The sequence below is a fragment of the Vibrio sp. 03_296 genome (assembly GCF_002265885.1).
In genome coordinates this window covers 1-24,183 of record NZ_NPKW01000118.1, presented here as the reverse complement: position 1 = coordinate 24,183, position 24,183 = coordinate 1, and the positions used below count along the sequence as shown (strand labels likewise).

Genomic DNA, 24,183 nt, shown 5'->3' with positions numbered 1-24,183 from the left:
AACTATGACAACATCGCTCGCTCGCCCCTATCCATTGGGTGCAACGTTACACGATAAAGGCTGCAATTTTGCCGTCCATTCTCCGGATTGCGCGTCTATTCGCCTCGCTCTGTTTGATGACAACAACGAATTTAAAACTTTTGAACTCAGTGAAGAATACGCCGGCATCCGTTATACCTTTGTAGAGAATGTTCAGCATGGACAAAAGTATGGCTTCATTATCGACACTGAAAACGGCCCACTGCTTCTCTCCGATCCTTATGCTAAAGCCCTGGATGGCCCCCTCCACTACCAAACTCCCTACAGTGCAGAGAAAAGCTTCTCCATGCCAAAATGTGTGGTGTATCAAGATGATTTTGATTGGCAGGGTATCGAATCTCCACGCATTCCTCGTGAAGAGATGGTGTTGTTTGAAACACATGTCAAAGGCTTAAGCAAACTGAATCCGGAAGTGGCACCTGCGGCACAAGGTCGTTACCTTGGTTTAGTCAGTGATGCCATGTTGGCGTTTTACAAACAACAAAACATCAACACGCTGCAACTGCTGCCCGTCGCAGCGTGTATGCACGAACCGCACTTGCTCGACATGGGTAAGGTCAACTATTGGGGTTACAACCCGTACCTTTTCATGGTGCCAGACCCTCGCTATGCCGACAAAGACGCCATTTTGGAACTGAAAACCGCGATTCGAGAGCTGCATCGCAATGGCATCCAAGTGATTTTGGATGTGGTCTACAACCACACGGCGGAAGGGGGGGCTGGCCCAACCGTATTCAACCTTAAAGCGCTCGATTCGCGCTGCTATTTCAAACATGGTAGCCATTTCGCCAATTTCACTGGCTGTGGTAATACCGTCGATCTCACCTATCAGCCCGCGCTAAATTTGGTGATGGATACGTTGCGCTATTGGGTGAGCGAATTCAAAGTCGATGGTTTCCGCTTTGATTTAGCCGCAACACTGGGCCGCCAAGGGGATGACTACAGCCGAGAGGCTGCCTTTTTCAAAGCGGTCGCGCAAGATCCTGTCCTAAAAGAAACCAAACTGATTGCCGAGCCGTGGGATATCGGGCCCAATGGCTATCAAGTGGGCAATTTCCCATTTGGATGGAACGAATGTAACGACAAACTGCGTGATATTACCCGCAGTTTTTGGCGTGGCGATCAAGGCTATCTCAAAGAGTTTGCTACCCGTTTGATGGGGTCGCGCGATATCTACAGTGCGGCCAACTGGCCTTATAAACTCACGGTCAATTACATCACCTATCATGATGGCTTTACCATGCAGGATTTGGTGTCGTACAAGCACAAGCACAACGAAGATAATGGTGAGCAGAACCGCGATGGTCACGGTGACAACCGCTCAGAAAACTACGGGGCCGAAGGGCCAACGGAAAATCTGATGATCATCGCCACACGTGAAAAACAAAAGCGCAATTTCATGGCGAGCTTGTTGTTTGCGTTTGGTATCCCGCACATTCTCACCGCCGATGTGCTGTCTCATAGCCAAAAAGGCAATAACAACGCCTACTGCCAAGACAACGAAACCAGTTGGTTAAACTGGGAGCACTCTGAGCGTAAGCATGATTTTCGTCACTGGCTGGCACAAATGGTGGAAAATCGCCAACGCTATATGGTGCCGTTTATTCGCGCCTTTAGTGGCCCAAGCCGCAATCTCAACCGCATCTACTGGCGTCGGGTTGACGGCGTTCATATGGAGCACGATGATTGGAACCGTTTGAGCGCGGTTTCTCTGCACATTGGCATTGGTGAAAAAGGCGATGAAATGGTCTATTTAATTAACCAAACCAGTGCGCCAGCACGCTTTACGCTGCCTGATGACAATCAGCAGCAGTGGACCTACATCTGCGACACCAATGTACGTAATGTCTCTCCCGAGTTAGCGCAAGGAGAAGTGTTACTTTCGCCTGTTTCTATGGCGATCCTGCATTACCAGCCGCCAGAAAGCGCGCCTTCAACAGCGGCTGTTTAGCGGTTTACTTTTTCACCCAAACTTCATCAAAAGGCCAGCAATACGCTGGTCTTTTCATCACTTAGGCTTTCTTTAGGTAATACGCATTGAAGTGCACATAAGAACTCTCTAATATTGCGAGCCACATAACACTATAAATAACGTCATTGGCAAAATGGAATTACCGAAAACGCTTATCCGGCTTTTACGTCCCTATCTCATCGCATTAACCTGCACGATGATTTATCTGGCTTATCATCAGTTCAAACAGTCCGAGGAAGCTGTCTACCAACAATCTCAGTCACATATTATTACCGCCAGCAGCCTTATCCATGCGCAGATCGAGGCGGTTTACAGTAAATTTTATCTGTTAGAAAAATCGCTACTGGCCGCTCACCTTGACCCGAGTAACGCAGACAGTCAGACGATTGCACAGCACATTCTTTCTCACTCGAATAACTACTCAAACATCCTGTTTTGGCGCAAAAATAGCCCCACTTTGCTAGACATGTCGGGAAAACAACAAGCCATAAATCCCTACAAACTCTACTGGCACCCACTCAAGACAGTGCGCGATAAGTTCGAAATTTCCTCTCTCTATCAAAATAACAAGAATCGCTGGGTATTTGCCGTCCGCCATATCAATCCGAATATTGATGGGCAGTTGTGGATTGAGTTTGATCTCCTTTTTACCACTCAATACCTCAAGGGGCTTAAGATCCTCGACAAAGGCTATGTGTTCGTGGTGGAGAAATCGACAGGCAAACTGGTATTCCATCCCGATCCTCATCGAATCGGCACTTTATCCATCAGCTTTAACAGCGGCATTGCTCAACAAATCGCAACCGGACACCCATTTGGGAAATACGAGTATTACTACCGCGACAACTTTAAGTTGGCCGTCTTCAATACGGACAGCGAACTAGATTGGGTCTTTATCTCCGGCACCAACCGAGCAGACATACTCTCAAGCAGCGACCAATTTAGCCTCACGGCGGTGGTGATCGCCTCACTACTTGGCCTGGCGATCATCATTAATTATTTAAGCTATCGACTCAGCGATCAGCTAGCGCAATTGGGTCAATGCCGCTCGTTGCTCGACTTCAAACAACAGCTCAAAATCTTACTCAACCGTTTTTACTTCAACTCTGGGGTTCAGTTTTGCCTCTATGATCCCATCAACCAGATGTTTTCCACCTTGGACTATCACGGCAATAAAAAACCTTTGCTACAAAACGATGACTTGGTTGCGCAATTATCGGCAAATGCTCTGAGCTTTCACCACCAGCACGATGCCGATCCACTGGCAGTTAAACTGCAAATCAACGGCAATCACTATCGTATGGCGCTGTTTGATGGAGAGCGTTTAAATGGTGTGATCTACCTGCGAAAACGCTTTCCAACACAAAAAGCGGTGATCAGCATAGTGCAAAACTATGCTAAAACAACGTTATCCAATCTGCTGTTGCATGAGCAGTTACGCCATCAAGACCCGATGACGCAACTGGAAAACAAAGCCAGCTTGGCCAATACCGTCCAGCGAGAGCTCGGTAAAGAAGCCCTCTATTTAGCGATGATCAACATCGACAACTTCCAACGCATTAAGGACTCTTTTGGCCATCCTGTTGGGGATATGGTGATCCGAAAAACCGCTCAGATGATTCGCGATGCCTTTCCTAAACCCAATGGGCTGTGTTTAGCTCGTTATGGCAGTGAAGAGTTTGCCGTATTATTTCAATCCAGCGACGCCCATGAAGCGCAAACGCAGCTTAACGAGCTCAAGCACGCCATCAGTAACACGCGATTGCTTGAAGCGGGATTGCCCGTGGGATACTCGATTAGTGTCGGCTTGACACAACTTGCACCGAGCTACCACGAGACCATCGAAAACGCAGAACGTGCTCTGCAACGTGCGAAAAACTTAGGGAAAAACAGAGTGGTGACTCACTTCTCTGAGAGCTCAGCCAAAACCAGTTGCGCATAAAATTAGCTCAACTTTCCACCCAACCTGTCACTACTCTTAGCAAAACGCGCCGAGAGTAGTGGCTCAAAAACAAATTAATACACTGTTATTTAAAGAATAAAACTCCAATTTACTTTAAAGCTCACTCTTTTTTCATTAGCTCAAAACCCTACCTTTTCTCTTAGATTTTTTACGCATTAAAAGCAAGAAATCATAACCGCCAGTTATATCTAGTTGTAGTCTCTTAGCAGCCTCGCTCGCTCGCCAATGGCTTGAAACACATGGCTAGTAAGGCTTTGTGAACCTGTTCTTTGTCACTCTTTCCCCTTTCGGTAATTACACAATGAGCAATAAAATTCATATAAAACATGGCTCTTATCACATTAAAAGTAACGTGATATTCCTTCAAACTTCTATTTCTCACCTAGAATTAAGTGGCGGGAAAGCGACGAAAGAACAACGTAAAGGACAAAAATGACTAAATTAGTAGGGCAACATCTTGAAGAAATGGCAGACATTCGATCAACAAGAAAGAAGAAAATTGTTGGTCTGTGTTCTGTTGCCGCTTCCGTGATGTTTTTCTACTGTGCAATAGACCAATTTGCGCAATCGGACTTGGCTTTAGGCGCATTAAATGGATTAGCGGCCATGATTTGTTTGGGCAATTTCTTGTACATCAAGTCGGTAGAAAATCCACTCTACGCGGATTTAGTCCTCAGCTGTTTGATGTTATTGGATGCGTTGTTGCTGTTTTTATATGGCGATGCAACTGCTGACAAAATGTTGGTCCTTTTCCCACTGTTAGCTACCGTCATTCTGATCAACAGCTTCAATATTGGCTTGCTGCTGAGTGGTTCTTTCTGTTTTATCGTCGCCTATTCACTGTTTTTTGCCAAAACAGTGGTGCTGACGGGGCTACTCGATACAACCCAGTTTTTTATCGCCCTCATCGCAACCTGTATTGTCTGTCACACATCAACCTACTACTACAGCAAAGTGGTTCACTATATTCAGAGCCTATACCAAGAAGGGATTGAGGATCTTGCCTACCTCGATCAACTGACGGGTTTAGCCAACCGTTGGAGTTTTGAAAACTGGGCAAAAGATAAGCTGCGGGAGATAGATGCCACACCGAGCACGTGCATCACTGCATTGGTTTTTCTCGATATCGATAACTTTAAACACATCAACGATGCGTATGGCCACGACGTGGGAGATCGCGTCTTGCAACACTTTGCCAACCGTTTGAAGAACAACGTCCGCAACAAAAATCGCAGAACAGATAAGCACGATTATTCAATCGCACGTTTTGCCGGAGATGAGTTTGTGCTGATGCTTTACGATGTGAAAACCAAGCAAGACCTCGACAACATTCTGCAACGTATTGTCGGCTTATTTACTACGGGTTACTTAGCGCATGAAAGAATCAATGAACTGACACTCAGTGTCGGTGCGGCAATTTATCAGCAAGACGCTTTTGAACTTTCGGAGTTAACACGTTGTGCGGACAAAGCGATGTATTCCGCCAAACATTCAGGCAAAAACCAGTACGCCTATTACGAAAACTGCACGCCGCCTCTACCACAAAAAAAAATGACGAACAGTGAGCCCTTGCCACCCACGGGCAATGTGTCACTCTTTATCAAAAAAGCGAACTCATCGTCAGAATAAGCGGCAGAATCGCAAGCCTCATCAGCCAGACATATACATCAGCCAGAGACAGACCAACAAAAATGTACACAACCAGATCGCGTAGCGAACGCGGTTCGGCTTATCAGGTCGCGGTTTAACCACTGGCTTCAATGCCGCACGTCTTGCTGTTTCAATGATGGTCGGCTCTTCTTCCAATCGTTCCCTACGGGCCTGAGCCTGATTGGCCACCGAAGTAAAGCGATGGCGCTGTTCAGACGTTAAATCTGGCGCGTCATATCTAGGGGGGCGGTCTCCATGCTTTGGTTGAACAGACAAAGGGCACCTCCTATCTTTCTCTTTCAAGTATAGACAAAAGCGTTTTCAACCATTCGAATCACCTCTCATAATTCAAAACTTTCGAATAGGGTGAACAAATTTTTCACCTGCTCTTGCTGCGAATCGCCACTAAACTGATACAAAACACACCGTATTTTCTACATTCACTGGAGCACGTAATGGCCAAAGTTCGAGCACTCAAACAGATCCGCGAATCGATTGCGACCAAAGATGGCGATGGTGTCAACATCACCCGTTTAGCTGGCTTTGAATGCCCAGATTTTTCACCCTTCCTAATGATTGATGAGCTGAAATCTGAAGACTCTGCCGACTATATTGGTGGTTTTCCGCCGCACCCACATCGCGGCATTGAAACCTTAACCTATATGCTTAATGGGCACTTTCAGCACAAAGATCATATGGGTAATGTGGGTGAACTGAGAAGTGGTGGTGCTCAATGGATGGCCGCAGGTCGAGGAGTCATTCACAGTGAAATGCCCATCATGACGGAAGGGCAACTGCATGGTTTTCAGATTTGGATCAACCAACCTGCAGCGAAAAAGATGACGTCAGCTCGCTATCATGATTTTCAGCCTGAGAGCATTACCGAGTATCGCAGTGAGCAGCATGATTTACTTCGTGTTATTGCGGGTAACCTTGAGGTCAACGGCAGAATATTGTCTGGGCCATTGACCGAGACCGGAGTCCCTCTCACTGTCGCCGATTGGCGCTCCGATACGCCAACAACCTTGATCGCCAAAGTGAGTAAGCACTTTCAATGCATGGTCTTTGTCTATCAAGGGGCACTCTCTATTGATGGCCAAAAACTCACTCAAGGCCACCTTGGCTTGATGGGCGAGGGTGACGTGCTCAAACTGACCGCCAGCCCCAACTGTGGCGTGCTGATTTTTGCAGGAGAGCCCATTCGTGAGCCCATCGTCCACTATGGCCCATTTGTGATGAACAGTGTCGATGAAATTAACCAAGCGATTAATGACTACAATTCTGGCCATTTTGTCGACTAAACGCAGCCAACGCTCCGTTTCACGGCGCACAAACAACAAAGCTCGGCCAATGCCGAGCTTTTTCATTCGATGAATCTATTGAGCCAAGTGTGCGCTTACAAATACTCACATAGGTAAGCAGTCGCGACTTCAACTTGCAGATCAAAAGAAGATTTTCCAGCAACTTCAAACGCTTCGCCCGCTTGATACGTGCTCCACTCTTCATCGCCTTCGCGTTTAATCACGAGCGCCCCTTTCACCACCGTCATACGCTCTGGAGCATCAGTACCAAATGTGTAATTACCAGGGAGCATCACACCCACACTGCTGTCTTCACCTTGCTGATTGAACCCAAGAGACTTTACATTTCCGGCAAAATAGCTGTTTTCTTTAATCATTGTTTATCCTTAAACAGAGTGCTCTCTTTATTCCAGCACCCAAAATTACGACGATAGGCACTCTTTGTAACCTGTTTTTTCCCACTCCTCAAGCATTCATTGTGCGCAGCCTCACCACCCTTTCTCTTGGCTATGCGCTTGGTTCAAAGTTTGACACTGAAAATTTGCCAAATAGCCCCTTAAAAACCACTATTAACAAGACAAGGAAGCGCAATATGGTTAAGAAATCCACGCAAAACAGCAAAAACAATCGTATCGAACAACAAGCCGAAAAACGCATTAACAACAAGCTGGCGATGTTTCGAGGGTTATTTGTGGTGTTTTTTCTGCTGTTGACGGGTTATTTTTCCTTCCGCATCTACTCAGAATACCAACTCTATGTTGATCCCGTGAATGTCTATGGTGAATGGATTGAAATCGGCGCACCACCCTATCTGACGGAGCGTTTGACGCTTTCCGAACAGGGCGTTTTTCGCAACAATCGCTTGGTGGCCACTCAATATCAGTTTGATGGCAAACGCATCATTGTCGAAACTGGCAATGGCCTCACCATTTATCAAGTCGCTGGTAGCGAATCCTCTCCGCAACTACGACGCTTGCAACCCGCCACTCCCGTGCAACGTTTTGTCAAAAAAGGCTATGAAGATACCATCACGGAGAGTGCCTCAGGAGGCGCACAAAATCGCCGTGCTGCACTCAGCGAGCATTTCAATTCGTCCAACTAATTAGTATAAGTTTCTGAGTTGCATACTTTTTTGTTAAGTTAATTCCACTTATTTTCTCTTCCTCCAAATAGTATGCTATTTGATATTTTTCCATAAAACGCCAAACAATTAATAAAACTCTCAAGCGCGGTTCCATTTTTTATGTAACACGCTGTTTCTTTCGCTCAGATTCTCCTCGGTCACTCGAAAAGCGTTTTAATTTTTTTTGCCGAAAAAAAAGACTCTTTAATACTGATATCGATGCTTTGTGCCTACCTTCGCAAAGCAGCTTATGCCTTCGCAATTGGTGGCATATATACAAAGGAATGAGAGAAAAATTATGACGAAACTAAACCTGTGTGCAGCGAGTATTGCGCTTGCTCTTTCCGGAGCTGCGCTTGCCGCACCTACAGCACCAAGTATTGACCTGTACGGTTCAAACAATCTTCAGTTTTCTAAGATTGAACTCGCGATGGAAACCACCGCGGGCTACAACCAAATGGTGAAATACCATGATCAGGCAACCATCTCTGTGAAGTTCAATCAATGGAGTGGCAATACTGGTGATACTTATAATATCTATTTTGACGGCGTAAAAGTGGCCTCTGGCCCTATTTCTGGCAGCCAAACAGCGGCCAATTTCCAATACGGTAAAGGCGGCCTTTATCAAATGGAAATCGAAGCGTGTGATGCAACTGGCTGTGCGAAAAGCGCACCTGCGGAGATCACCATCGCCGATACCGATGGATCGCATCTTAAGCCGCTTACCATGAATGTTGACCCGAACAATAAGTCTTACAACACGGATCCAAGCCTTGTCGTCGGTACTTACTTTGTTGAATGGGGCATTTATGGCCGTAACTACACCGTTGACAACATCCCAGCTCAGAACCTTACTCATATTCTTTACGGCTTTATTCCTATCTGTGGTCCAAATGAGTCGGTGAAATCGGTTGGCGGTAACAGCTTCAATGCGCTTCAAACCGCGTGTCAGGGCGTGCCAGATTACGAAGTCGTGATTCATGACCCATGGGCAGCGTATCAAAAGAGCTTCCCACAAGCAGGTCACCAATACAGCACGCCAATCAAAGGCAACTACGCCATGATGATGGCGATGAAACAGCGTTACCCAGATCTCAAAATCATTCCATCTATCGGCGGTTGGACGCTTTCTGACCCATTCTTTGACTTCGTTGATAAGAAAAACCGCGATACGTTTGTGGCGTCAGTCAAACGCTTCCTAACAACGTGGAAATTCTATGACGGTGTGGATATCGACTGGGAATTCCCTGGTGGTGACGGCGCTGCGCCAAACCTAGGCGATCCTGCACGTGATGGCCAAGCCTACGTTGATCTGATGCGCGAATTGCGCACCATGCTAAACGAGTTAGAAGCGGAAACAGGTCGCACTTATGAGCTGACCTCGGCTATCGGTGTGGGTCATGACAAGATTGAAGACGTGAACTACGCAGATGCTATTCAGTACATGGATTACATCTTTGCTATGACGTACGACTTCTACGGCGGCTGGAACAACGTTCCTGGTCACCAAACCGCGCTTTACTGTGGTAACTTCATGCGCCCTGGTCAGTGTGATGGTACAGGTGTAGATGAAAATGGCGTGCCTTACAAAGGCCCGGCTTACACCTCTGATCACGGTATTCAACTCCTGCTCGCGCAAGGTGTGCCTGCCAACAAGCTGGTGCTTGGTACTGCCATGTACGGCCGTGGTTGGGAAGGCGTAATGCCAAGCACTCTACGTGATCCAAATGATCCAATGACTGGCACTGCAACGGGTAAACTGAAAGGCAGCACCGCTCAAGGCGTTTGGGAGGATGGCGTGATTGACTACAAAGGCATTAAGTCATTCATGTTGGGTCCAAACAGCACAGGCATCAACGGTTATGAGTATGGCTACGATGAACAGGCAGAAGCACCATACGTGTGGAACCGCACTACGGGTGAGTTGATCACGTTTGACGATCATCGCTCTGTTCTTGCAAAAGGCGCATACGCGAAGAGCCTTGGTCTAGCCGGCCTGTTCTCATGGGAAATCGATGCCGATAACGGTGACATCCTCAATGCTATGCATGAAGGTTTGGCGGGCGGTGTGGTGATCCCACCAAACAAAAAACCAACGGCAAATGCGGGTGCCGATGTCGTCGTGGTTGGCCCAGCAGCCGTGACATTGGATGGCAGTGCATCGAAAGATGCAGAAGGCCCTATCGCTAGCTACGCTTGGACTCAAGTAAGTGGCCCAACAGTCACACTGACGGGCGCAAACACAGCTTCTGCAAGCTTTGATGCACCAGAAGTGACTGCAGCGCAGCAAATCACTTTCCAACTCACGGTAACGGATGCAGATGGTGCAAGCGCGTCTGACACTGTGGTTGTGACGGTGAACGCGAAAGACACGGGTCCTGTGAACACAGCCCCAGTGGCGAAAGTAACAGCACCTGCCACGGCAAATGCAGGTGACGTGGTCGTGGTTGATGCGTCTGCTTCAACAGACGCAGACAACGATACACTGACTTACACTTGGCAGCTTCCAGCCGGCCTTGTGGCACAAACCAATGGCGCACAAGTGACCTTCACAGCGGCAGAATACACGGCAGATACTAGCCTAACGTTCACCGTAACCGTGAGCGATGGTCAAGCATCGTCTGTGGCATCCACAACGGTTGTTGTTGCGAAAAAAGTGGATAACGGCGGCACATGTAGCAATGCATGGGATGCGAGCGCGGTTTACACAGGTGGCCAACAAGTAACTCATGCGGGCAAAACATGGGAAGCGAAGTGGTGGACAACTGGTGAAGATCCATCGAAAGCAGGTCAATGGGGTGTTTGGAAAGAGATCGGCCCTGCGAACTGTAACTAATCATTGCTGTTCCTAGCAATTCTGGCCAGATGCTTCGCATCTGGCCTTTTTATCTCATGCGCTTACGCCATCGATAAGACAAGAAATGAAAACCTGCCCTCTTACGCAATCAGGCGATCAAAACTGTCGAGCACCTGCTGACACTTCATCACGCGTCCATGCCCTTGTCCTTGTGTGCTGATTAGTTCAACATTCTCCATTTCTTGAGCGGCAGAGGCAGAAACGGCATGGCTCGTAAACTTGTCTTGTTCATCATGCACTATCAGGGTTTGCACGCGACGTTGCGCCAATCGACGATACGGATCAACCGATTGAATGGGATAATTAAACTGCTCTTCCACCTCAGACACCACGGCTCTAAACAGTTTCATGCTGTAACCCGAGCGCTCAATGCTCGAAAACAGGTTTTCCACATAATTCAATACTGGCGCAATCAGCAACATGGGTTTGTCCTCAAGCTTTTGGTGGCGACATTCTAAAGCCGATGCAGTGCCCATACTGTGACCAATAAGCCCTGCGACCTCATCCAGTGAATCCAACACCGCATCAAGCCCTTCAACAAACGCAGGGATATGGCCGACATCGCCAGAGCTTTCGCCATGTGCTGGGTGATCGTAGGCCAACGCGGTGAAACCTCGTGAAGCAATGTGCGTCATCAGTGGAAAAAACTGACTTGCCGTACCCGACCAACCGTGCGTCAGCACCCATACCGGCCCTTCTCCCAAAGCGTACGTGGTCAAGGTGCCATGGGCCGTGTCTACCTGGCCTTTACGCAAGCCTTGTGGTGGCAGGTTTTTACTCTGGGTACGAGCAGGCGTTAGCAGTAACTTTCGCGCCGTTCTTTTCGCATGGGAAGGGGCCAGCGTATGGTGTAGGCGTGTCGTCCAGTTCACTAAACTGCGTTTAAGGCTAAACTTCTGCGACGTATTAAAGTAAATCTTCTCACTCATCATATCCTCCGTTCGCTCAAAAAGAACGACCGTGCTATTTATATTGTTTAAAAAGAGCAATACCTTGCTCTTTGCTCTCTTAACCGTTTTTCCATCCTGCCAGCAGTCTATCGACCCCTTGCCAAAAATGCTGCAAACTCACTTCCTCCCCACGTATGGCATAAAACACATGCGCACTGAGGTACAAGCCATACAGTTCAAACACCGCTTGTTGGGCATTCAAATCCGCTGAAAAAGCGCCTTGTTCCATCCCTTTTTCAACTTGGATTTGCAGGTAATCCAGCCACTTAGCAATCGAACCTTGCAGCGCTTTTTGCAGTTCACACTCTTTCGGCGCCGCATCATTCCAAGCGTCTAAAAACATGCAACTGCCTTGAAAAGAGTGGTTCCACGTCATCCAGTTATCCAGTAGCCCTCGGATTTTCTTTTCCATATCCGCATCACCAGACAAACGGGCAGGCGCGATCACACGCTCAGCGAAGATCAGGTTGGCATACTCCAGCACCGAGAGTTGCAAATTCAGCTTCGCGTTGAAGTGGGCAAACAAACCACTTTTTGACATCCCGCACTGCTTCGCTAACTCGCCAATGGTGAGGCTTTCTAAGCCATTTTCACTGGCCAGTTGAAAGGCATGCTGCAGGATGTGCTCTTTTGTAATTCGACCTTTACTCATAATGACCTAATTTTTAGCACGATCGTTCCATTTTGCAAATTTTATATTAGAGATCAGACCAGAAAACCAAGATACCATTTGCGACACAAATAATAGATTTAATTGTAATACAATGATTTTAAATATTTTTCTTTTCACATCGCAACTATTGATATTCGCTAGGTTCTCCCTTTGAGAGCAGTGATAGATTGTGGCCAGTTATTTTTATGGGAGAGAACATGAAAACCAAAATCGCTAGCCTCGAGCTTGGGCGGATCATCGCGATGCTTGCCATCATAGGCTTACATTGCCAAATGGCATTGACCTACTGGCAAATCGATGACATTCCTTGGGTCGGCTACCTGCTCAATCAAATGGCACGCTTTGCCGTACCGCTATTTTTCCTGATTTCTGGTTATTTAATTCAGCCAAAGCTGACCAGCGCCCCTTTAGTGACACTGAGAAATTACGCCAAACCCTTGCTTAAGATTTGGTTGGTCTGGAGCGTGCTCAGCCTACTGATGCCTTTCAATTTCCAAGTCGTCGCGGAACACGGTTACCTAGCCGAGCGACAAGGCTACTGGGGCTACCTTGCTCAAACACCGCTGAATTCCTTGTTGGAAGGCGGACTGGTGCATTTGTGGTTTCTTCCAGCCTTAATTATCGCCGTGGCTGTGGTGGCACTGTTTGTCCATTTTCAACGTCAGCACTGGTTACTGCCCATCGCAGCGCTGTTGTATCTTTATGGGGTCTTAGCTGGCAGCTATCAGCCTTTGACGGATTTAGCCTCCCCTTTCTTTACCCGTAATGGGCCTTTTTTCAGCACTTTATTGGTGGCTATTGGCTTTATGATTCGCGAGAAAAACGTGCGTGTCAGCAGTGCGATTGCAGGTGGAATGTTCCTGGTGGGCTTGCTCGTGCACCTCGGCCAAGCTTATGGATTAATGGGGTACGACATTGCCTTTAACGGTCACGACTTCCTCTTTGGTACTGAACTGTGGGCAACGGGCCTATTTCTACTCTTGCTCAATTACCCTCAACTTGGCCAACATCCTCTGACCTTTGCACTATCACCTTATGTGCTCGGTGTGTACGTTTGTCACTTATTGGTGATCATCTTGCTCATGAACATAGCTGGAATATTGGGTTTCGAAGGGTTAAGCCGTGATCTCTTTATTTACCCGATGACGATTGGGCTTAGCATGACGCTGGTGTGGGTGTTGAACCACACGCCTTTACAACGCTACCTGCTCAGATAAAGCCAATCTAGCTCACCATTCCCGACCGATGACCAGATTATCTGTCGGGAATGGTTCTCATTTAATGAGAGCGAAGTCGCAAAGCCAACGTATTTTATGAAATGCATGGTTAAATATTTGTAATGACTCACAATAATTCATCCCCAACCTGATTAAAGTGTCCCCTTCATTCCACATGTTGTAGCCATTGCAAAGAAGGAGGGGTTATGTGGAGCACTCAGTTAACACCATTTCTTGAAATTAGCGCTTGGTTATCCCATGGGCTGATTATTGTTGTCGCCTTATTGAGCATTGCCAGCGTCTACAGCCTCAAAAGATAAGCAACTAAATCCATTTCGCTTCAGCGAATACGATAGCTGTCACATATAACTCGTTCATTTGTGTCTAAAATTTCTCCAGATAACAATGGAGAATGGTCTATGGGCATCTATCAACGGATTGTTGTGCTAATTACCCTTTTATTTCCCACCCTTGCCTTTGGTGCAACAACCTCGAAACTCAATCTCACCACATCTGCAGTCGGGATACTCTGCCTGTTTATTTTTGTCCTCTCCTACATCTTAGTGATGCTGGAAGAGTACTTAAAAATGCGCAAATCCAAACCCGTACTGCTCGCGGCTGGTTTAATCTGGATTTTGATCGGCTTTAGCTATCAGTCCCATGGGCAAAGCGAGGTCGCCAAAGCCGCGCTAGAACACAACTTGCTGGAGTACGCTGAGCTGCTGTTGTTCTTGCTGGTGGCGATGACCTACATCAATGCGATGGAAGAGCGACGACTGTTCGATGCGCTACAAGCGTGGATGGTGAGTAAAGGCTTTGATTTTCGTCGGCTATTTTGGCTCACTGGCCTCCTCTCTTTCTTCATTTCCCCTATCGCCGATAACCTTACCACGGCGCTTTTGATGTGCGCAGTGGTGATGAAAGTCTCTGGCGATAACCCCAAGTTTGTGAATCTTGCATGCATTAACATCGTCATCGCGGCCAATGCAGGGGGCGCATTTAGCCCGTTTGGCGACATCACTACCTTGATGGTTTGGCAAGCTGGCCACGTGAGCTTTTCACAGTTTATGCCACTTTTTCTGCCTTCTGCCATCAACTATCTGTTACCCGCCCTCATCATGTCGTTCTTCATTCCAGAAGAACGTCCGCAAACGGTGCATGTCGATGTTGAACTCAAACGCGGCGCTCGACGTATTGTCAGCCTGTTTGTTCTCACCATCGCCACCGCGGTGGCGTTTCACGCCGTACTCCACTTCCCTCCCGTCATTGGCATGATGATGGGCCTTGCTTATCTGCAATTTTTTGGCTATTTCTTGCGTAAAACCTTGGCGCAATCTTTAGCCAAGAAAACCGCCATTGCCATTGCCAATGGGGATGAGCACGCACTCAAACGCATCGGCTCTGTGGTGCCATTCGATGTATTCCATCGCGTCTCTCGAGCAGAATGGGACACCTTGTTGTTCTTTTATGGCGTTGTTATGTGCGTCGGTGGTTTGAGCTTGTTAGGTTATCTCGAAGTGCTCTCTTTCACCCTCTACACCAAGTGGGACCCTGTTTGGGCCAATATTACCGTCGGCTTCCTATCCGCTATTGTCGATAATATTCCGGTGATGTTCGCGGTGCTTAGCATGGAGCCTTCGATGTCACTTGGCAATTGGCTGCTGGTCACCTTAACGGCTGGCGTGGGAGGCAGTATGTTGTCGATCGGTTCGGCGGCTGGCGTGGCATTAATGGGAGCCGCTCGCGGTCAATACACTTTCTTTGGTCACTTAAAATGGAGCCCGGTGATCTTGCTTGGTTACTGCGCCAGCATCGCGGTCCATCTGGTGTATAACACGCAAACCTTCAACTACTGATCTTATTCAAAGAGGGCTATCAACGCTTGGTAGCCCTCTACTTGTTGCCGATACTTCGATTTTCAACACTTCACTATTTTATCGATCAGCGGGATGATTGACCCCATCCATCAATGGAACCTCACCAATATCATAAGGATTCACGCCTTCTAAACAGCCCAAATTGAAGCCATATTCATCTGGAGATGAGCGACGTTGATGGTGAGTATAGATACCGCAGTTGGAGCAAAAATAATGTTTGGCGGTATGAGTATTAAACTGATAGAGCTTCAACAAGGCTTCGCCTTTGATGATGCGGATCCCATCCAATTTCACCGACGCCACAATGGCCCCTTTTCTTCGACATAAGGAGCAGTCGCAGCGCCTCGGCTTCTCAATGCCATTGGGTAAATCGAGCTCAAGCTCGACACCACCACAGTGACAACTCGCTTTGTGTTTTTCTTGGATAACGGTTGGGCCAACTTGTTTGATCATCGCTTGCTTCCTGCGTTTACGGGTTTTCTCGCTCACCATCAAAGCTGTTAACTTTCAGTGTTCCAACCAGCTTGTGTAAAATTTGTTAAACACTTAACAGTTTCACCAATTCTGTTGCAAACTCGACAAAAGGCTCAATAATCGACATCTTTAGCGGGTTTTAGTCTGTTTTTACTCTTTAACAGCATTTTTGAAAGGAAGCCCGACGAAATGGATAAAGATCATAGTTTAAGAGAGAACTTACTGGCGCTGACATTAGGTAGTGCCTTGGTTTCTCTCGGTGTTATCTTTTTTAATCAAGTAGGATTATTGACTGGTGGAACCGCAGGATTGGCAATTTTCCTAACCAAAGTCACTGACTTTAGTTTCGGCCAAGTGTTTTTTGCGTTGAACCTACCGTTTTACCTACTTTCTGTGATGCGCATGGGATGGCGCTTTACCATCAATACTTTTATTGCCGTGACAATTGTCTCATTCGCCGTAGACCATTTGCATCACGTCATTCAAATTGCACACATTGACCCGTTTTATGCCGCCCTACTTGGCGGAGGTTTAATTGGCATTGGTATGTTGATCATCTTCCGTCACAAGATGAGCTTAGGCGGCTTCAATATTCTCGCCTTGTTCTTGCAAGAGCGGTTTGGCATTCGTGCAGGTAAGGTTCAAATGGCGCTCGACTGCACCATCGTCGTTTTTTCGCTCTTTATCGTTGAACCTTATTTGATTGCTTTATCAGTGCTCGGCGCCGTAGCAACAAACTTGATTCTAGCGATGAACCACAAACCAGGGCGCTATCAGCCACAGATCGCCACTCAATAACCACACCAGAACACGAGCTAATACAAAAACGAGAAGCCTGATGCTTCTCGTTTTTTGTTACATCCAACGGTATTCACAATATTGAGCGAGTTCCGAAGCAAGGCCGTGCTTTCTCTCTTCCGCCAAATTGTAGTAAACATGAGCAAGCAGTTCATAGGCATAGAACAGCTCGAAATCATCCTTCTCTCTTTGGCAGATATTGAGACAACGAGTCGCATGACTCAACGCTGAACTAGCATCGCCTGCGGCGAGATAACTTTTGGCAAAGCGATACTCCGCTCGCTCTTCTTCTTTCCAGCCACCGGCAATTTTCCAACTGTCTAGCGCCTGACGAGCGGCCCATAGCATGGCATGTTTCTCTTGTTCGGTACGCTGCGCTTGCTCTTCCAACTGACAGGCTAAGTTGTTTGATGCAATGGCCAAGATTCGATGCAGCACAACCTGACTTGGTGCAGCGAAAGAGGCCGCCTGTTGCAACCATAAAATCGCCTCTTCCATTTGCGCCAGCGCAACCAATTCATTGGCAATACGCCCACGAATCAAAGCTTGTTCATCATTCGATCGTGAAGCAAGGTAACTTGGTAAACGCTCAGGATCGGCAAAATAGACCAGAACACCTCGCCAAATCGACATAGTCGATGTGTCAAACACCCCATCACGCAGATCAAAAAGGCGTTGTGCTCGTTGTGCCTCTCTTAAATGGGCAACGCAGGTATGCACAAAACACCCCATTGCTGCGTCTAAATGATGGGATTCGGACTCGTTGCTTAACACTGTTTCGAGCAAACTCGCTACATACTGAGGATCTTGTTCGTGTTGAGCCCAACACTTGTTGATTAATGCACTAAAACTCTCAAATTCCGTATTGAGATACATTGCCTCACTCCTTCGGCTTGTTCAATCCATGGCCTTTATAGGCAACGAACGAGAAAAAGCAATCCTCGTTGCATCATTCTGCGAATTAGATACCTCAGCACTCTCTGTTTTTCGAGGAGAAACAGGTGGCAACGTCAATCTCGTGCAAGTTTACACTGTAAACCAAAACGCGATACGAGATGGATTAGCGTGACATCTCACCACCAGACTCCAACGCCAGCAATTGCTGTTTACGCTCTAAACCGCCAGCATATCCGGTTAACTTACCGTTTTTTCCTATTACTCGATGGCAAGGGACGACGATAGAAATCGGATTTTTACCATTCGCCAGCCCCACCGCTCTCACCGCTTTAGGGTTACCAATGGCATTGGCCAAATCTTGATAGCTACAGGTTTGACCATAAGGGATCAGGGTCAGTGCCTGCCACACTTTTTGTTGAAACTCGGTGCCTTGCGCAGCCAAAGGCAGATCAAATTGTTGTCGCTGGCCAGAAAAGTACTGCTCCAACTGTTGACGAGTTTCGCTGATCACCGGATGCGAAGCAGCGTCACAGCCTAATTCCGTTGGTAAAGTAGTGTGTTGTTCAAACCAGATCCCGAGCAAACCTTGATCGTTGGCCTGAACGCTCACAAGACCAAACGGGCTGGAAAATTGAGTGTAGTATTTCATGTTATTGATTCCATAAATGAAAAGTTGCGTAACTTCCCCAAGGTGAAGCGCTTTCTTGGGTCAACGTGGGGAATTGAGTCAACGCTTTTTTCACCACTAAATCCTTCTCGAGCAGTCTGTCTGGCTGCGAAAGCCCTCGCAACTGGGCATAACTGACCGTCCACGGCCCAATTCCTTTTAACGCCAACCATTGATTGGGATCGGCATGTTCATTCTCAAGCATCATGGCAGCAAAACGTCTTAAGGTTTCTTTCCGGCTTTGTGGCATTCGTAAGAAATGCAGATCTGCATCAACCACCTGTTGTGGTGAAGGAAAAGTGCGCACTTCAGAATCGGGTTGTAAGGTCGCGACCAATAGATTCAGCTGTCCGATGGCGGCTTTGACCGAGACTTGTTGGCCCAAAATCGCTCGTACACCCGCTTCCCAAACACTCCAGACACCCGGAATCCGGATACCAACGCTTTTAACTAACCCAGGCGCGACAGTGTTGAGATGCGCTTCAATCACGCGTGTGTCGCAATCGAGATCGAACATCCGCCTTATTCCAGCCACTATTGGGCGCAATAACGTCAGGTCATCCATCGAAAAATAGACCTCTAACTGCCGCTTCTCTGCTGGAAATGTTGCGGGAAATTCCACGCGAAACCCAACCGTTTTTCCGTTGATCACGACCTGGCGTTGGTAACTCGTCTCCGTCACCACCTCTACGCCTTCAATCGCCCTCTGCCGATAAAAATCCAGCATGTGTTTTGCGTTCAAATCACCGCGAAACGCGAGCACGATATGCGACTGTTCGTGACTTGCTCCCTCTTTACTTCGGCGGATTCTCGAAGGGGGCATACCCATCGACTTTTGAAACGCATCATTAAAACGGCGAGTACTGTTAAAGCCTGAAGCAAAGCCAATTTCGGTAATGCTCAATGAGCTACCATGCAGCAACTGTTTGGCAAACAGCAACTGCTGAGACTGAGCGTATTGCTTCGGAGAGATCCCCAAATAGCGGCGAAATAATTGACGAATATAGCGATCGCTCACTCCTAAACGTTGCGCCAAAGCTGACAACCTCTCCGTTTGTAGCGCCCCTTGTTCAATTAAGGTCAACGCACGTTGAAATGTGGTTTCGACCCCTTTCCACGCCCAAGAATCGGGCGCGCTGTCAGGGCGACAACGCAAACATGGGCGGTAGCCAGCAGACAAGGCTTGCACTTTATCGTGGTAGTACTCCACGTTCTCTTCTTTGGGTAAATTGGCAGGACACACAGGCCGGCAGAAAATCCCTGTGCTTTTAACCGCCACATAAAACAGCCCATCGAAGCGACTATCTCGGGCCATCCTTGCTTGTTGGCACTGCTCTGTCGTGAGCGATGAGTAGTTTAAAATGGCCATAGAAAAATCCTTGTTTGGCGGAAAAATGGCGGAACTGCAGCCCTGCACCACCTCAATCATGTCGCTCTATCAAACGTTAGCGTATCCCCATGCTCCAAACTGGCAATGGCTCGCTGTGTTTGGTCACCAACGCGTTGGCAAAGCCAAAACGATGGAGATATGAGAGAAATTGTAACAATAACCTCGATAATAACTCGCCATTTTCGGAACTCAATCCCAATTTCCAGCCTCAACCCAGCCTCTGCATCGGATTGCAATATTGCGTTGTGTATAATTTTTGGCAATTCTCACAATTTAAACTAATTTAAAAAGTAGCCACTCTTAGCAGTGGTCAACAACGTCAGACATAACGAATAAGGAAGAGGCTATGGATCTGCACTCCTGTATTATCGTGCTGCGCAATCAAGAAGTGATTACCAGCAACTCAGTAGAGGACTCTCTCGGCATTATCGAATCTCAAGGAGATAATGGAATTTCCACGATTCAAATCAACGCCCGCGATGGTAACGCTATTCACACCTACCATTGCGCCAACATTGAAGACTCGCTCGAAAACCTCATGAATCTTTAACGCCTTGTTAATCATTTTATTTAACAGAGTGGGTAGAGCTTAAAAAAGGCACTGAAAAGCAACAAAAAAGCCTCGTTTTTGACGAGGCTTTAGAGTATTTCAGCGCGAAAATATGCGGCTTAACCGTTTTGAGTTAACGACGAATCCATCGCCTGTTGAACTTGGTAGCTGGCCAGTGGGTCAATCATCTTAACCAATTCCTCCACCTGACGAATGGCATCAATCGAGGTGCTGGCTTTGCGGTAACTTAAATAAATAGGACGATTCCATTCCTCGACCCCTTCCACTCGATGCAACTGACCCGAAGAAAGGTACGGCTGGGCTATCGAAGCCGGTAAGTAAGCACTTCCACCTTTTTCTAAAATGAAATCGAGCGCAATGCGCGCAGTCGACGTTCTGAGATAAGGCGCTAGGTGTTTCTGGTGACGCTCAGCATGCTCAGAAGCAAACTTGGTTCCCCAATCAATGTAGACGTATTTACCTTCAAAGACGCTGTCTTTGCTTGCAGTTTCAGTGGACACCATCACCAACACCAAATCGGCCACTTTCTTGCAAGAAAACTCATCCGCTTTGATTTGGTCAAACGCGAATGCCATGTCTAACGTGCGCTCTTGCAGGCCACGTGTAAGCAGCTCTCGCCCCATCACTTCCGCATTAAAACCGTAGCCTCTGAACGAATCGGTCACCACGCTTAAACAGTTTTGTAGATAGGCGTCCCACACATTCGGCGTTCCGCCCAACGTCAGTTGCAAGGCACGGCCATCTTGCATCGAAAGCTCAAGTTTCGCCTGCTGCAATGTGGACACCATCACTTCTGCGTAACCCACTAAACGCTCACCTGCAGATGTCAGTTTGATGTTGTTGCGATCACGAATAAATAGCTCAACATCGAAGTAGCTTTCTAGCTGTTTGATGCGCGCGCTGACCGCGGCTTGGGTAATGTATAAATTCTCAGCTGCACGCCCAAAATGACGAACATTAGCCAATTCTAAAAAAGTACGAAAGACCTTTACGTCCATTAGACATCTCCTGGTTTATCGTCACCAGATTAACAACAAATACCTATTATATCGATAGAAAATTTTTGTTTTTCTTTTGCTGACTTTACGCCTAACTTTCGCCGTAAATCATCATTATTCATCTATCACGGTTACAGAGGCTGTTTGATATGTCTGACACGACTATTCGTCATGGCAAAAAACGATTTTTCGATAATGCAAAATTTCCTCGCGGATTTGCAAAGTCAGGTGATTTTACTCTTGCAGAAGAGGAAATCCTAATGATTTATGGAGACACCTTGGTTGGTCTAGAGACTGGTCAATTGACTCCAGAAAATGACGATGAAAAGCACTTTTTGCTAACGCTAGAAACACCAGAAGCGGCACAAAACAAAGTGGAACGTACTTGGTTGAAATACATGCGCCTTGCACGTGGTCGTAAGCGCTTCCATACTCTTAATGGACGCAATAAACCAGACGCGAGCGATGACTACGTTGAGGAAGACGCAAGCCTAACTGAGGACGATTAATGCATATCTGCTTTTTGATGTATCCATAGGATCGTGTTTGTGCTGAGTACGCCTCATTCATGAGTGCGCATTAAGAGGTCACACGGTTGCCATTACAACAATGAGCGGATTGACCATTAGAGACAAAAACGTATTTGGTTTTTGTCAGGTCCTAAAAAAAGGACAGCGAATTTCAAAAAGCCCGCCTCCCTATGGCGGGTTTTGACGTTATTTTCATACGGGCGAACCCTCCTTTAGACAATCTTGCCCTGACTTTCCTCGACGCCATCAAAGACGCACACTGATCATCGATGACCTTGAATTGAAGGCCTACGTATCACCAATAACAAGCTCTACAGCACAGCGATACGGTAAATAATTTGAGTGAGAAAATTGACCGACTAAACAGCGTGGGGCAACAGGCATTCCTCTATAACTCGTTACGCCATAATGGTCGTCCCGATAGGATTGATATCAGCAACCCTTAACATCTAGGTGACATTGAGCCGACACTCGCTTATTTGATTCGTTATCTAAAGCACTGACGCACTTGCCGAAACAAGTGCATCAACATAGAGGTCATTAACCTTAACTAGTGGGGCAAGCTTTATTTGGCGAGCATTGCCACTTTTTTCAAGAAGCTATCGCGCAAGTGCTCTTGCTCATAATCTAAGTGGTAGGTGTTGTGAAAACCGACTTTTAACTCAACCCCATTGCCTCGCATGTACACGCTGTAGCCATCGTAATCTGAAAACGCTTCGACCCCTTCATAAATTTTGCCAAATTCGGTTGGGGTGCCTCGTTCCATAATGGTTTCATACGCGTGCAGAATTTTGGTGGAATCTAACTCGTTTTTCATGATCTGGCTCCTGCAGAAGAACACACTATGAGTATGGGCAAGTGATGATTATTTCGCCAATGCGCAAAGTTGAGCCCCTTCAAATTACCACTTAATTTAGAAGATAAATTTATCAACTGATTAGAACAGATTTAACTCATTCAGCGCCGCTCAATGAAAGAAAAACCCCCAACGAAAACGTGTGTCATCAGCCACAATGGTGACAGTTGGGTGAAATATGTGAAATTTTGACCTAAAACAATGGCAGCCACAGAAAACTTATTTTATAATGCAAAATAATGTTTCGGTACATCCAAAATTTCTAATATCTAGGGGCGAAAAATGAGACTTATCCCGTTAAAAACCGCAGCACAAGTTGGTAAGTGGGCAGCGGCACATATTGCTAAGCGTATCAATGATTTCCAACCAACTGCTGAGCGTCCTTTCGTATTGGGTCTACCTACGGGTGGCACTCCTCTTGCGACATACAAAGCACTGATTGAACTTTACCAAGAAGGCAAAGTGAGCTTTAAGCACGTTGTGACTTTTAATATGGATGAGTACATTGGTATCGCCGCTGATCACCCAGAATCGTACCGTTCGTTCATGTACAACAACTTCTTCAACCACATTGACATCCAGGAAGAGAACATCAACCTGCTAAACGGCAATGCGGAAGATCACGAAGCAGAATGTCAGCGTTACGAAGACAAGATCAAATCTTACGGCCGCATCAACCTATTCATGGGTGGTGTAGGCAACGATGGTCACATCGCATTTAACGAGCCAGCGTCTTCTCTATCATCTCGCACTCGCATCAAGACACTAACGGAAGACACGCGCATTGCTAACTCTCGTTTCTTCGATGGCGACATCAACCAAGTACCAAAATACGCATTGACGATCGGTGTGGGTACGTTGCTTGATTCTCAAGAAATCATGATCCTAGTAACAGGTCACAACAAAGCGCTTGCACTAGAAGCAGCGGTAGAAGGTTGTGTAAACCACCTATGGACCGTTTCTGCTCTTCAACTGCATCCTAAGTCCGTGATCGTATGTGATGAGCCATCAACTCAAGAGCTAAAAGTGAAGACGGTAAAATACTTCACTGAGCTAGAAGCGAAGAACATCGTCGGCTTCTAATTTCGCTCTGAGCGAACGCCAGAATCGAGTAGGAGGAGGCCTCACGGCCTCCATCCTCTCACACCACCGTACAAGCGTGGGTCGCATACGGCGGTTCCGAATATATCTTTAGTGACTCATACCCATCTCTCAATGAGTACAGTCCCCTCTCCTCGAACCATTTGATTGGCATTGCGTGATTCACCTGGGGCGAGAGGGCTAAGTGCCACCACCCTTTATCTGACATCGCCAGCTTCCACGCATTTCGCTCTGTTACACCTTGTCGTTGTAACCATGTCGCTATGCTGTATCTGCGTT

Annotated in this window: 24 protein-coding genes and 1 pseudogene; 14 read left to right on the top strand and 11 right to left on the bottom strand. The window is 47.1% G+C overall.

Annotated features, from left to right (window positions below; genetic code table 11):
• The first annotated feature begins 4 nt into the window (after positions 1 to 4).
• The 3 genes from glgX to CIK04_RS14285 all read left to right on the top strand — a co-directional run bounded on the left by glgX (position 5) and on the right by CIK04_RS14285 (position 5,603).
• The gene (gene glgX / locus CIK04_RS14295) at positions 5 to 1,990 is read left to right on the top strand and encodes a glycogen debranching protein GlgX (protein ID WP_176463341.1); all 1,986 of its coding nucleotides are present in this window, start codon (positions 5 to 7) and stop codon (positions 1,988 to 1,990) included.
• A 154-nt stretch (positions 1,991 to 2,144) separates the two neighbouring features.
• The gene (locus CIK04_RS14290) at positions 2,145 to 3,953 is read left to right on the top strand and encodes a diguanylate cyclase (protein ID WP_097352461.1); all 1,809 of its coding nucleotides are present in this window, start codon (positions 2,145 to 2,147) and stop codon (positions 3,951 to 3,953) included.
• A 453-nt stretch (positions 3,954 to 4,406) separates the two neighbouring features.
• A complete protein-coding gene (locus CIK04_RS14285) occupies positions 4,407 to 5,603 on the top strand; it encodes a GGDEF domain-containing protein (protein WP_039547882.1) in 1,197 nt (398 codons plus the stop codon).
• Between the two features lie 21 nt (positions 5,604 to 5,624).
• On the opposite strand, the gene CIK04_RS14280 is transcribed toward CIK04_RS14285, so the two are convergent.
• Positions 5,625 to 5,900, bottom strand: a complete 276-nt coding sequence (locus tag CIK04_RS14280) for a hypothetical protein (RefSeq protein ID WP_011151480.1) — start codon at positions 5,898 to 5,900, stop codon at positions 5,625 to 5,627.
• 179 nt (positions 5,901 to 6,079) lie between these two features.
• Between CIK04_RS14280 and CIK04_RS14275 the strand changes: the two genes are divergently transcribed.
• Entirely contained in the window at positions 6,080 to 6,925 is an 846-nt protein-coding gene (locus CIK04_RS14275) for a pirin family protein (RefSeq protein ID WP_039547879.1), read from the top strand.
• 95 nt (positions 6,926 to 7,020) lie between these two features.
• Here the strand turns inward: CIK04_RS14275 and CIK04_RS14270 are convergent, their stop codons facing one another.
• Positions 7,021 to 7,302, bottom strand: coding sequence for a pyrimidine/purine nucleoside phosphorylase (locus CIK04_RS14270; RefSeq protein ID WP_011082111.1), 282 nt, complete (start codon positions 7,300 to 7,302; stop codon positions 7,021 to 7,023).
• Positions 7,303 to 7,517: 215 nt separating this feature from the next.
• Here CIK04_RS14270 and CIK04_RS14265 point away from each other — a divergent pair, with 215 nt between their 5' ends.
• Positions 7,518 to 8,027, top strand: a complete 510-nt coding sequence (locus CIK04_RS14265; protein WP_017419873.1) for a DUF2850 domain-containing protein — start codon at positions 7,518 to 7,520, stop codon at positions 8,025 to 8,027.
• Between the two features lie 319 nt (positions 8,028 to 8,346).
• Entirely contained in the window at positions 8,347 to 10,884 is a 2,538-nt protein-coding gene (locus CIK04_RS14260) for a glycosyl hydrolase family 18 protein (RefSeq protein ID WP_097352460.1), read from the top strand.
• A gap of 101 nt (positions 10,885 to 10,985) precedes the next feature.
• Here CIK04_RS14260 and CIK04_RS14255 read toward each other — a convergent pair whose 3' ends face one another.
• Both CIK04_RS14255 and CIK04_RS14250 read right to left on the bottom strand, forming a co-directional pair.
• Positions 10,986 to 11,834 (bottom strand): alpha/beta fold hydrolase, encoded by an 849-nt coding sequence (locus tag CIK04_RS14255; RefSeq protein ID WP_170861636.1) that lies wholly within the window; start codon positions 11,832 to 11,834, stop codon positions 10,986 to 10,988.
• Positions 11,835 to 11,913: 79 nt separating this feature from the next.
• Positions 11,914 to 12,507 (bottom strand): TetR/AcrR family transcriptional regulator, encoded by a 594-nt coding sequence (locus CIK04_RS14250; protein ID WP_017419876.1) that lies wholly within the window; start codon positions 12,505 to 12,507, stop codon positions 11,914 to 11,916.
• 218 nt (positions 12,508 to 12,725) lie between these two features.
• Between CIK04_RS14250 and CIK04_RS14245 the strand changes: the two genes are divergently transcribed.
• Positions 12,726 to 13,745 carry an acyltransferase gene (locus tag CIK04_RS14245; protein ID WP_039547873.1) on the top strand — a complete coding sequence of 340 codons (1,020 nt, stop codon included), beginning with the start codon at positions 12,726 to 12,728 and terminating at the stop codon, positions 13,743 to 13,745.
• 419 nt (positions 13,746 to 14,164) lie between these two features.
• Positions 14,165 to 15,601 (top strand): sodium:proton antiporter NhaD, encoded by a 1,437-nt coding sequence (nhaD, locus tag CIK04_RS14240; RefSeq protein ID WP_097352459.1) that lies wholly within the window; start codon positions 14,165 to 14,167, stop codon positions 15,599 to 15,601.
• 78 nt (positions 15,602 to 15,679) lie between these two features.
• Here the strand turns inward: nhaD and CIK04_RS14235 are convergent, their stop codons facing one another.
• Entirely contained in the window at positions 15,680 to 16,075 is a 396-nt protein-coding gene (locus CIK04_RS14235) for a GFA family protein (protein ID WP_039538709.1), read from the bottom strand.
• A 210-nt stretch (positions 16,076 to 16,285) separates the two neighbouring features.
• Between CIK04_RS14235 and CIK04_RS14230 the strand changes: the two genes are divergently transcribed.
• The gene (locus CIK04_RS14230; RefSeq protein ID WP_017419880.1) at positions 16,286 to 16,894 is read left to right on the top strand and encodes a YitT family protein; all 609 of its coding nucleotides are present in this window, start codon (positions 16,286 to 16,288) and stop codon (positions 16,892 to 16,894) included.
• A gap of 57 nt (positions 16,895 to 16,951) precedes the next feature.
• On the opposite strand, the gene CIK04_RS14225 is transcribed toward CIK04_RS14230, so the two are convergent.
• From CIK04_RS14225 to CIK04_RS14215, 3 genes are all read right to left on the bottom strand, one after another.
• The gene (locus CIK04_RS14225) at positions 16,952 to 17,770 is read right to left on the bottom strand and encodes a hypothetical protein (protein ID WP_097352458.1); all 819 of its coding nucleotides are present in this window, start codon (positions 17,768 to 17,770) and stop codon (positions 16,952 to 16,954) included.
• A gap of 184 nt (positions 17,771 to 17,954) precedes the next feature.
• Positions 17,955 to 18,440, bottom strand: a complete 486-nt coding sequence (locus tag CIK04_RS14220) for a methylated-DNA--[protein]-cysteine S-methyltransferase (RefSeq protein ID WP_097352457.1) — start codon at positions 18,438 to 18,440, stop codon at positions 17,955 to 17,957.
• A gap of 1 nt (position 18,441) precedes the next feature.
• The gene (locus CIK04_RS14215; RefSeq protein WP_176463340.1) at positions 18,442 to 19,827 is read right to left on the bottom strand and encodes a DNA-3-methyladenine glycosylase 2 family protein; all 1,386 of its coding nucleotides are present in this window, start codon (positions 19,825 to 19,827) and stop codon (positions 18,442 to 18,444) included.
• Here CIK04_RS14215 and CIK04_RS32730 point away from each other — a divergent pair.
• Entirely contained in the window at positions 19,820 to 19,990 is a 171-nt protein-coding gene (locus tag CIK04_RS32730) for a hypothetical protein (protein WP_176463339.1), read from the top strand. The genes CIK04_RS14215 and CIK04_RS32730 overlap by 8 nt on opposite strands.
• A 204-nt stretch (positions 19,991 to 20,194) precedes the next feature.
• Positions 20,195 to 20,398 (top strand): hypothetical protein, encoded by a 204-nt coding sequence (locus tag CIK04_RS14210; protein WP_011082099.1) that lies wholly within the window; start codon positions 20,195 to 20,197, stop codon positions 20,396 to 20,398.
• 119 nt (positions 20,399 to 20,517) lie between these two features.
• On the opposite strand, the gene CIK04_RS14205 is transcribed toward CIK04_RS14210, so the two are convergent.
• Complete coding sequence (locus tag CIK04_RS14205) at positions 20,518 to 21,417, bottom strand: LysR family transcriptional regulator (RefSeq protein ID WP_017419883.1); 900 nt, start codon at positions 21,415 to 21,417, stop codon at positions 20,518 to 20,520.
• A gap of 149 nt (positions 21,418 to 21,566) precedes the next feature.
• On the opposite strand from CIK04_RS14205, the gene CIK04_RS14200 reads away from it, so the two are divergent.
• Together CIK04_RS14200 and CIK04_RS35570 are read left to right on the top strand one after the other, a co-directional pair.
• Positions 21,567 to 21,926 (top strand): DUF413 domain-containing protein, encoded by a 360-nt coding sequence (locus CIK04_RS14200; protein WP_017419884.1) that lies wholly within the window; start codon positions 21,567 to 21,569, stop codon positions 21,924 to 21,926.
• Positions 21,927 to 22,117: 191 nt separating this feature from the next.
• Entirely contained in the window at positions 22,118 to 22,210 is a 93-nt protein-coding gene (locus CIK04_RS35570; protein WP_332870149.1) for a hypothetical protein, read from the top strand.
• A gap of 302 nt (positions 22,211 to 22,512) precedes the next feature.
• Here CIK04_RS35570 and CIK04_RS14190 read toward each other — a convergent pair whose 3' ends face one another.
• Positions 22,513 to 22,764 (bottom strand): DUF3081 domain-containing protein, encoded by a 252-nt coding sequence (locus CIK04_RS14190; RefSeq protein ID WP_026050244.1) that lies wholly within the window; start codon positions 22,762 to 22,764, stop codon positions 22,513 to 22,515.
• A gap of 321 nt (positions 22,765 to 23,085) precedes the next feature.
• Here CIK04_RS14190 and nagB point away from each other — a divergent pair, with 321 nt between their 5' ends.
• A complete protein-coding gene (gene nagB / locus CIK04_RS14185) occupies positions 23,086 to 23,886 on the top strand; it encodes a glucosamine-6-phosphate deaminase (protein ID WP_038939254.1) in 801 nt (266 codons plus the stop codon).
• Positions 23,887 to 23,944: 58 nt separating this feature from the next.
• On the opposite strand, the pseudogene CIK04_RS35565 reads toward nagB, so the two are convergent.
• Positions 23,945 to 24,183, bottom strand: a pseudogene (locus CIK04_RS35565) (hypothetical protein); the annotation flags it as partial.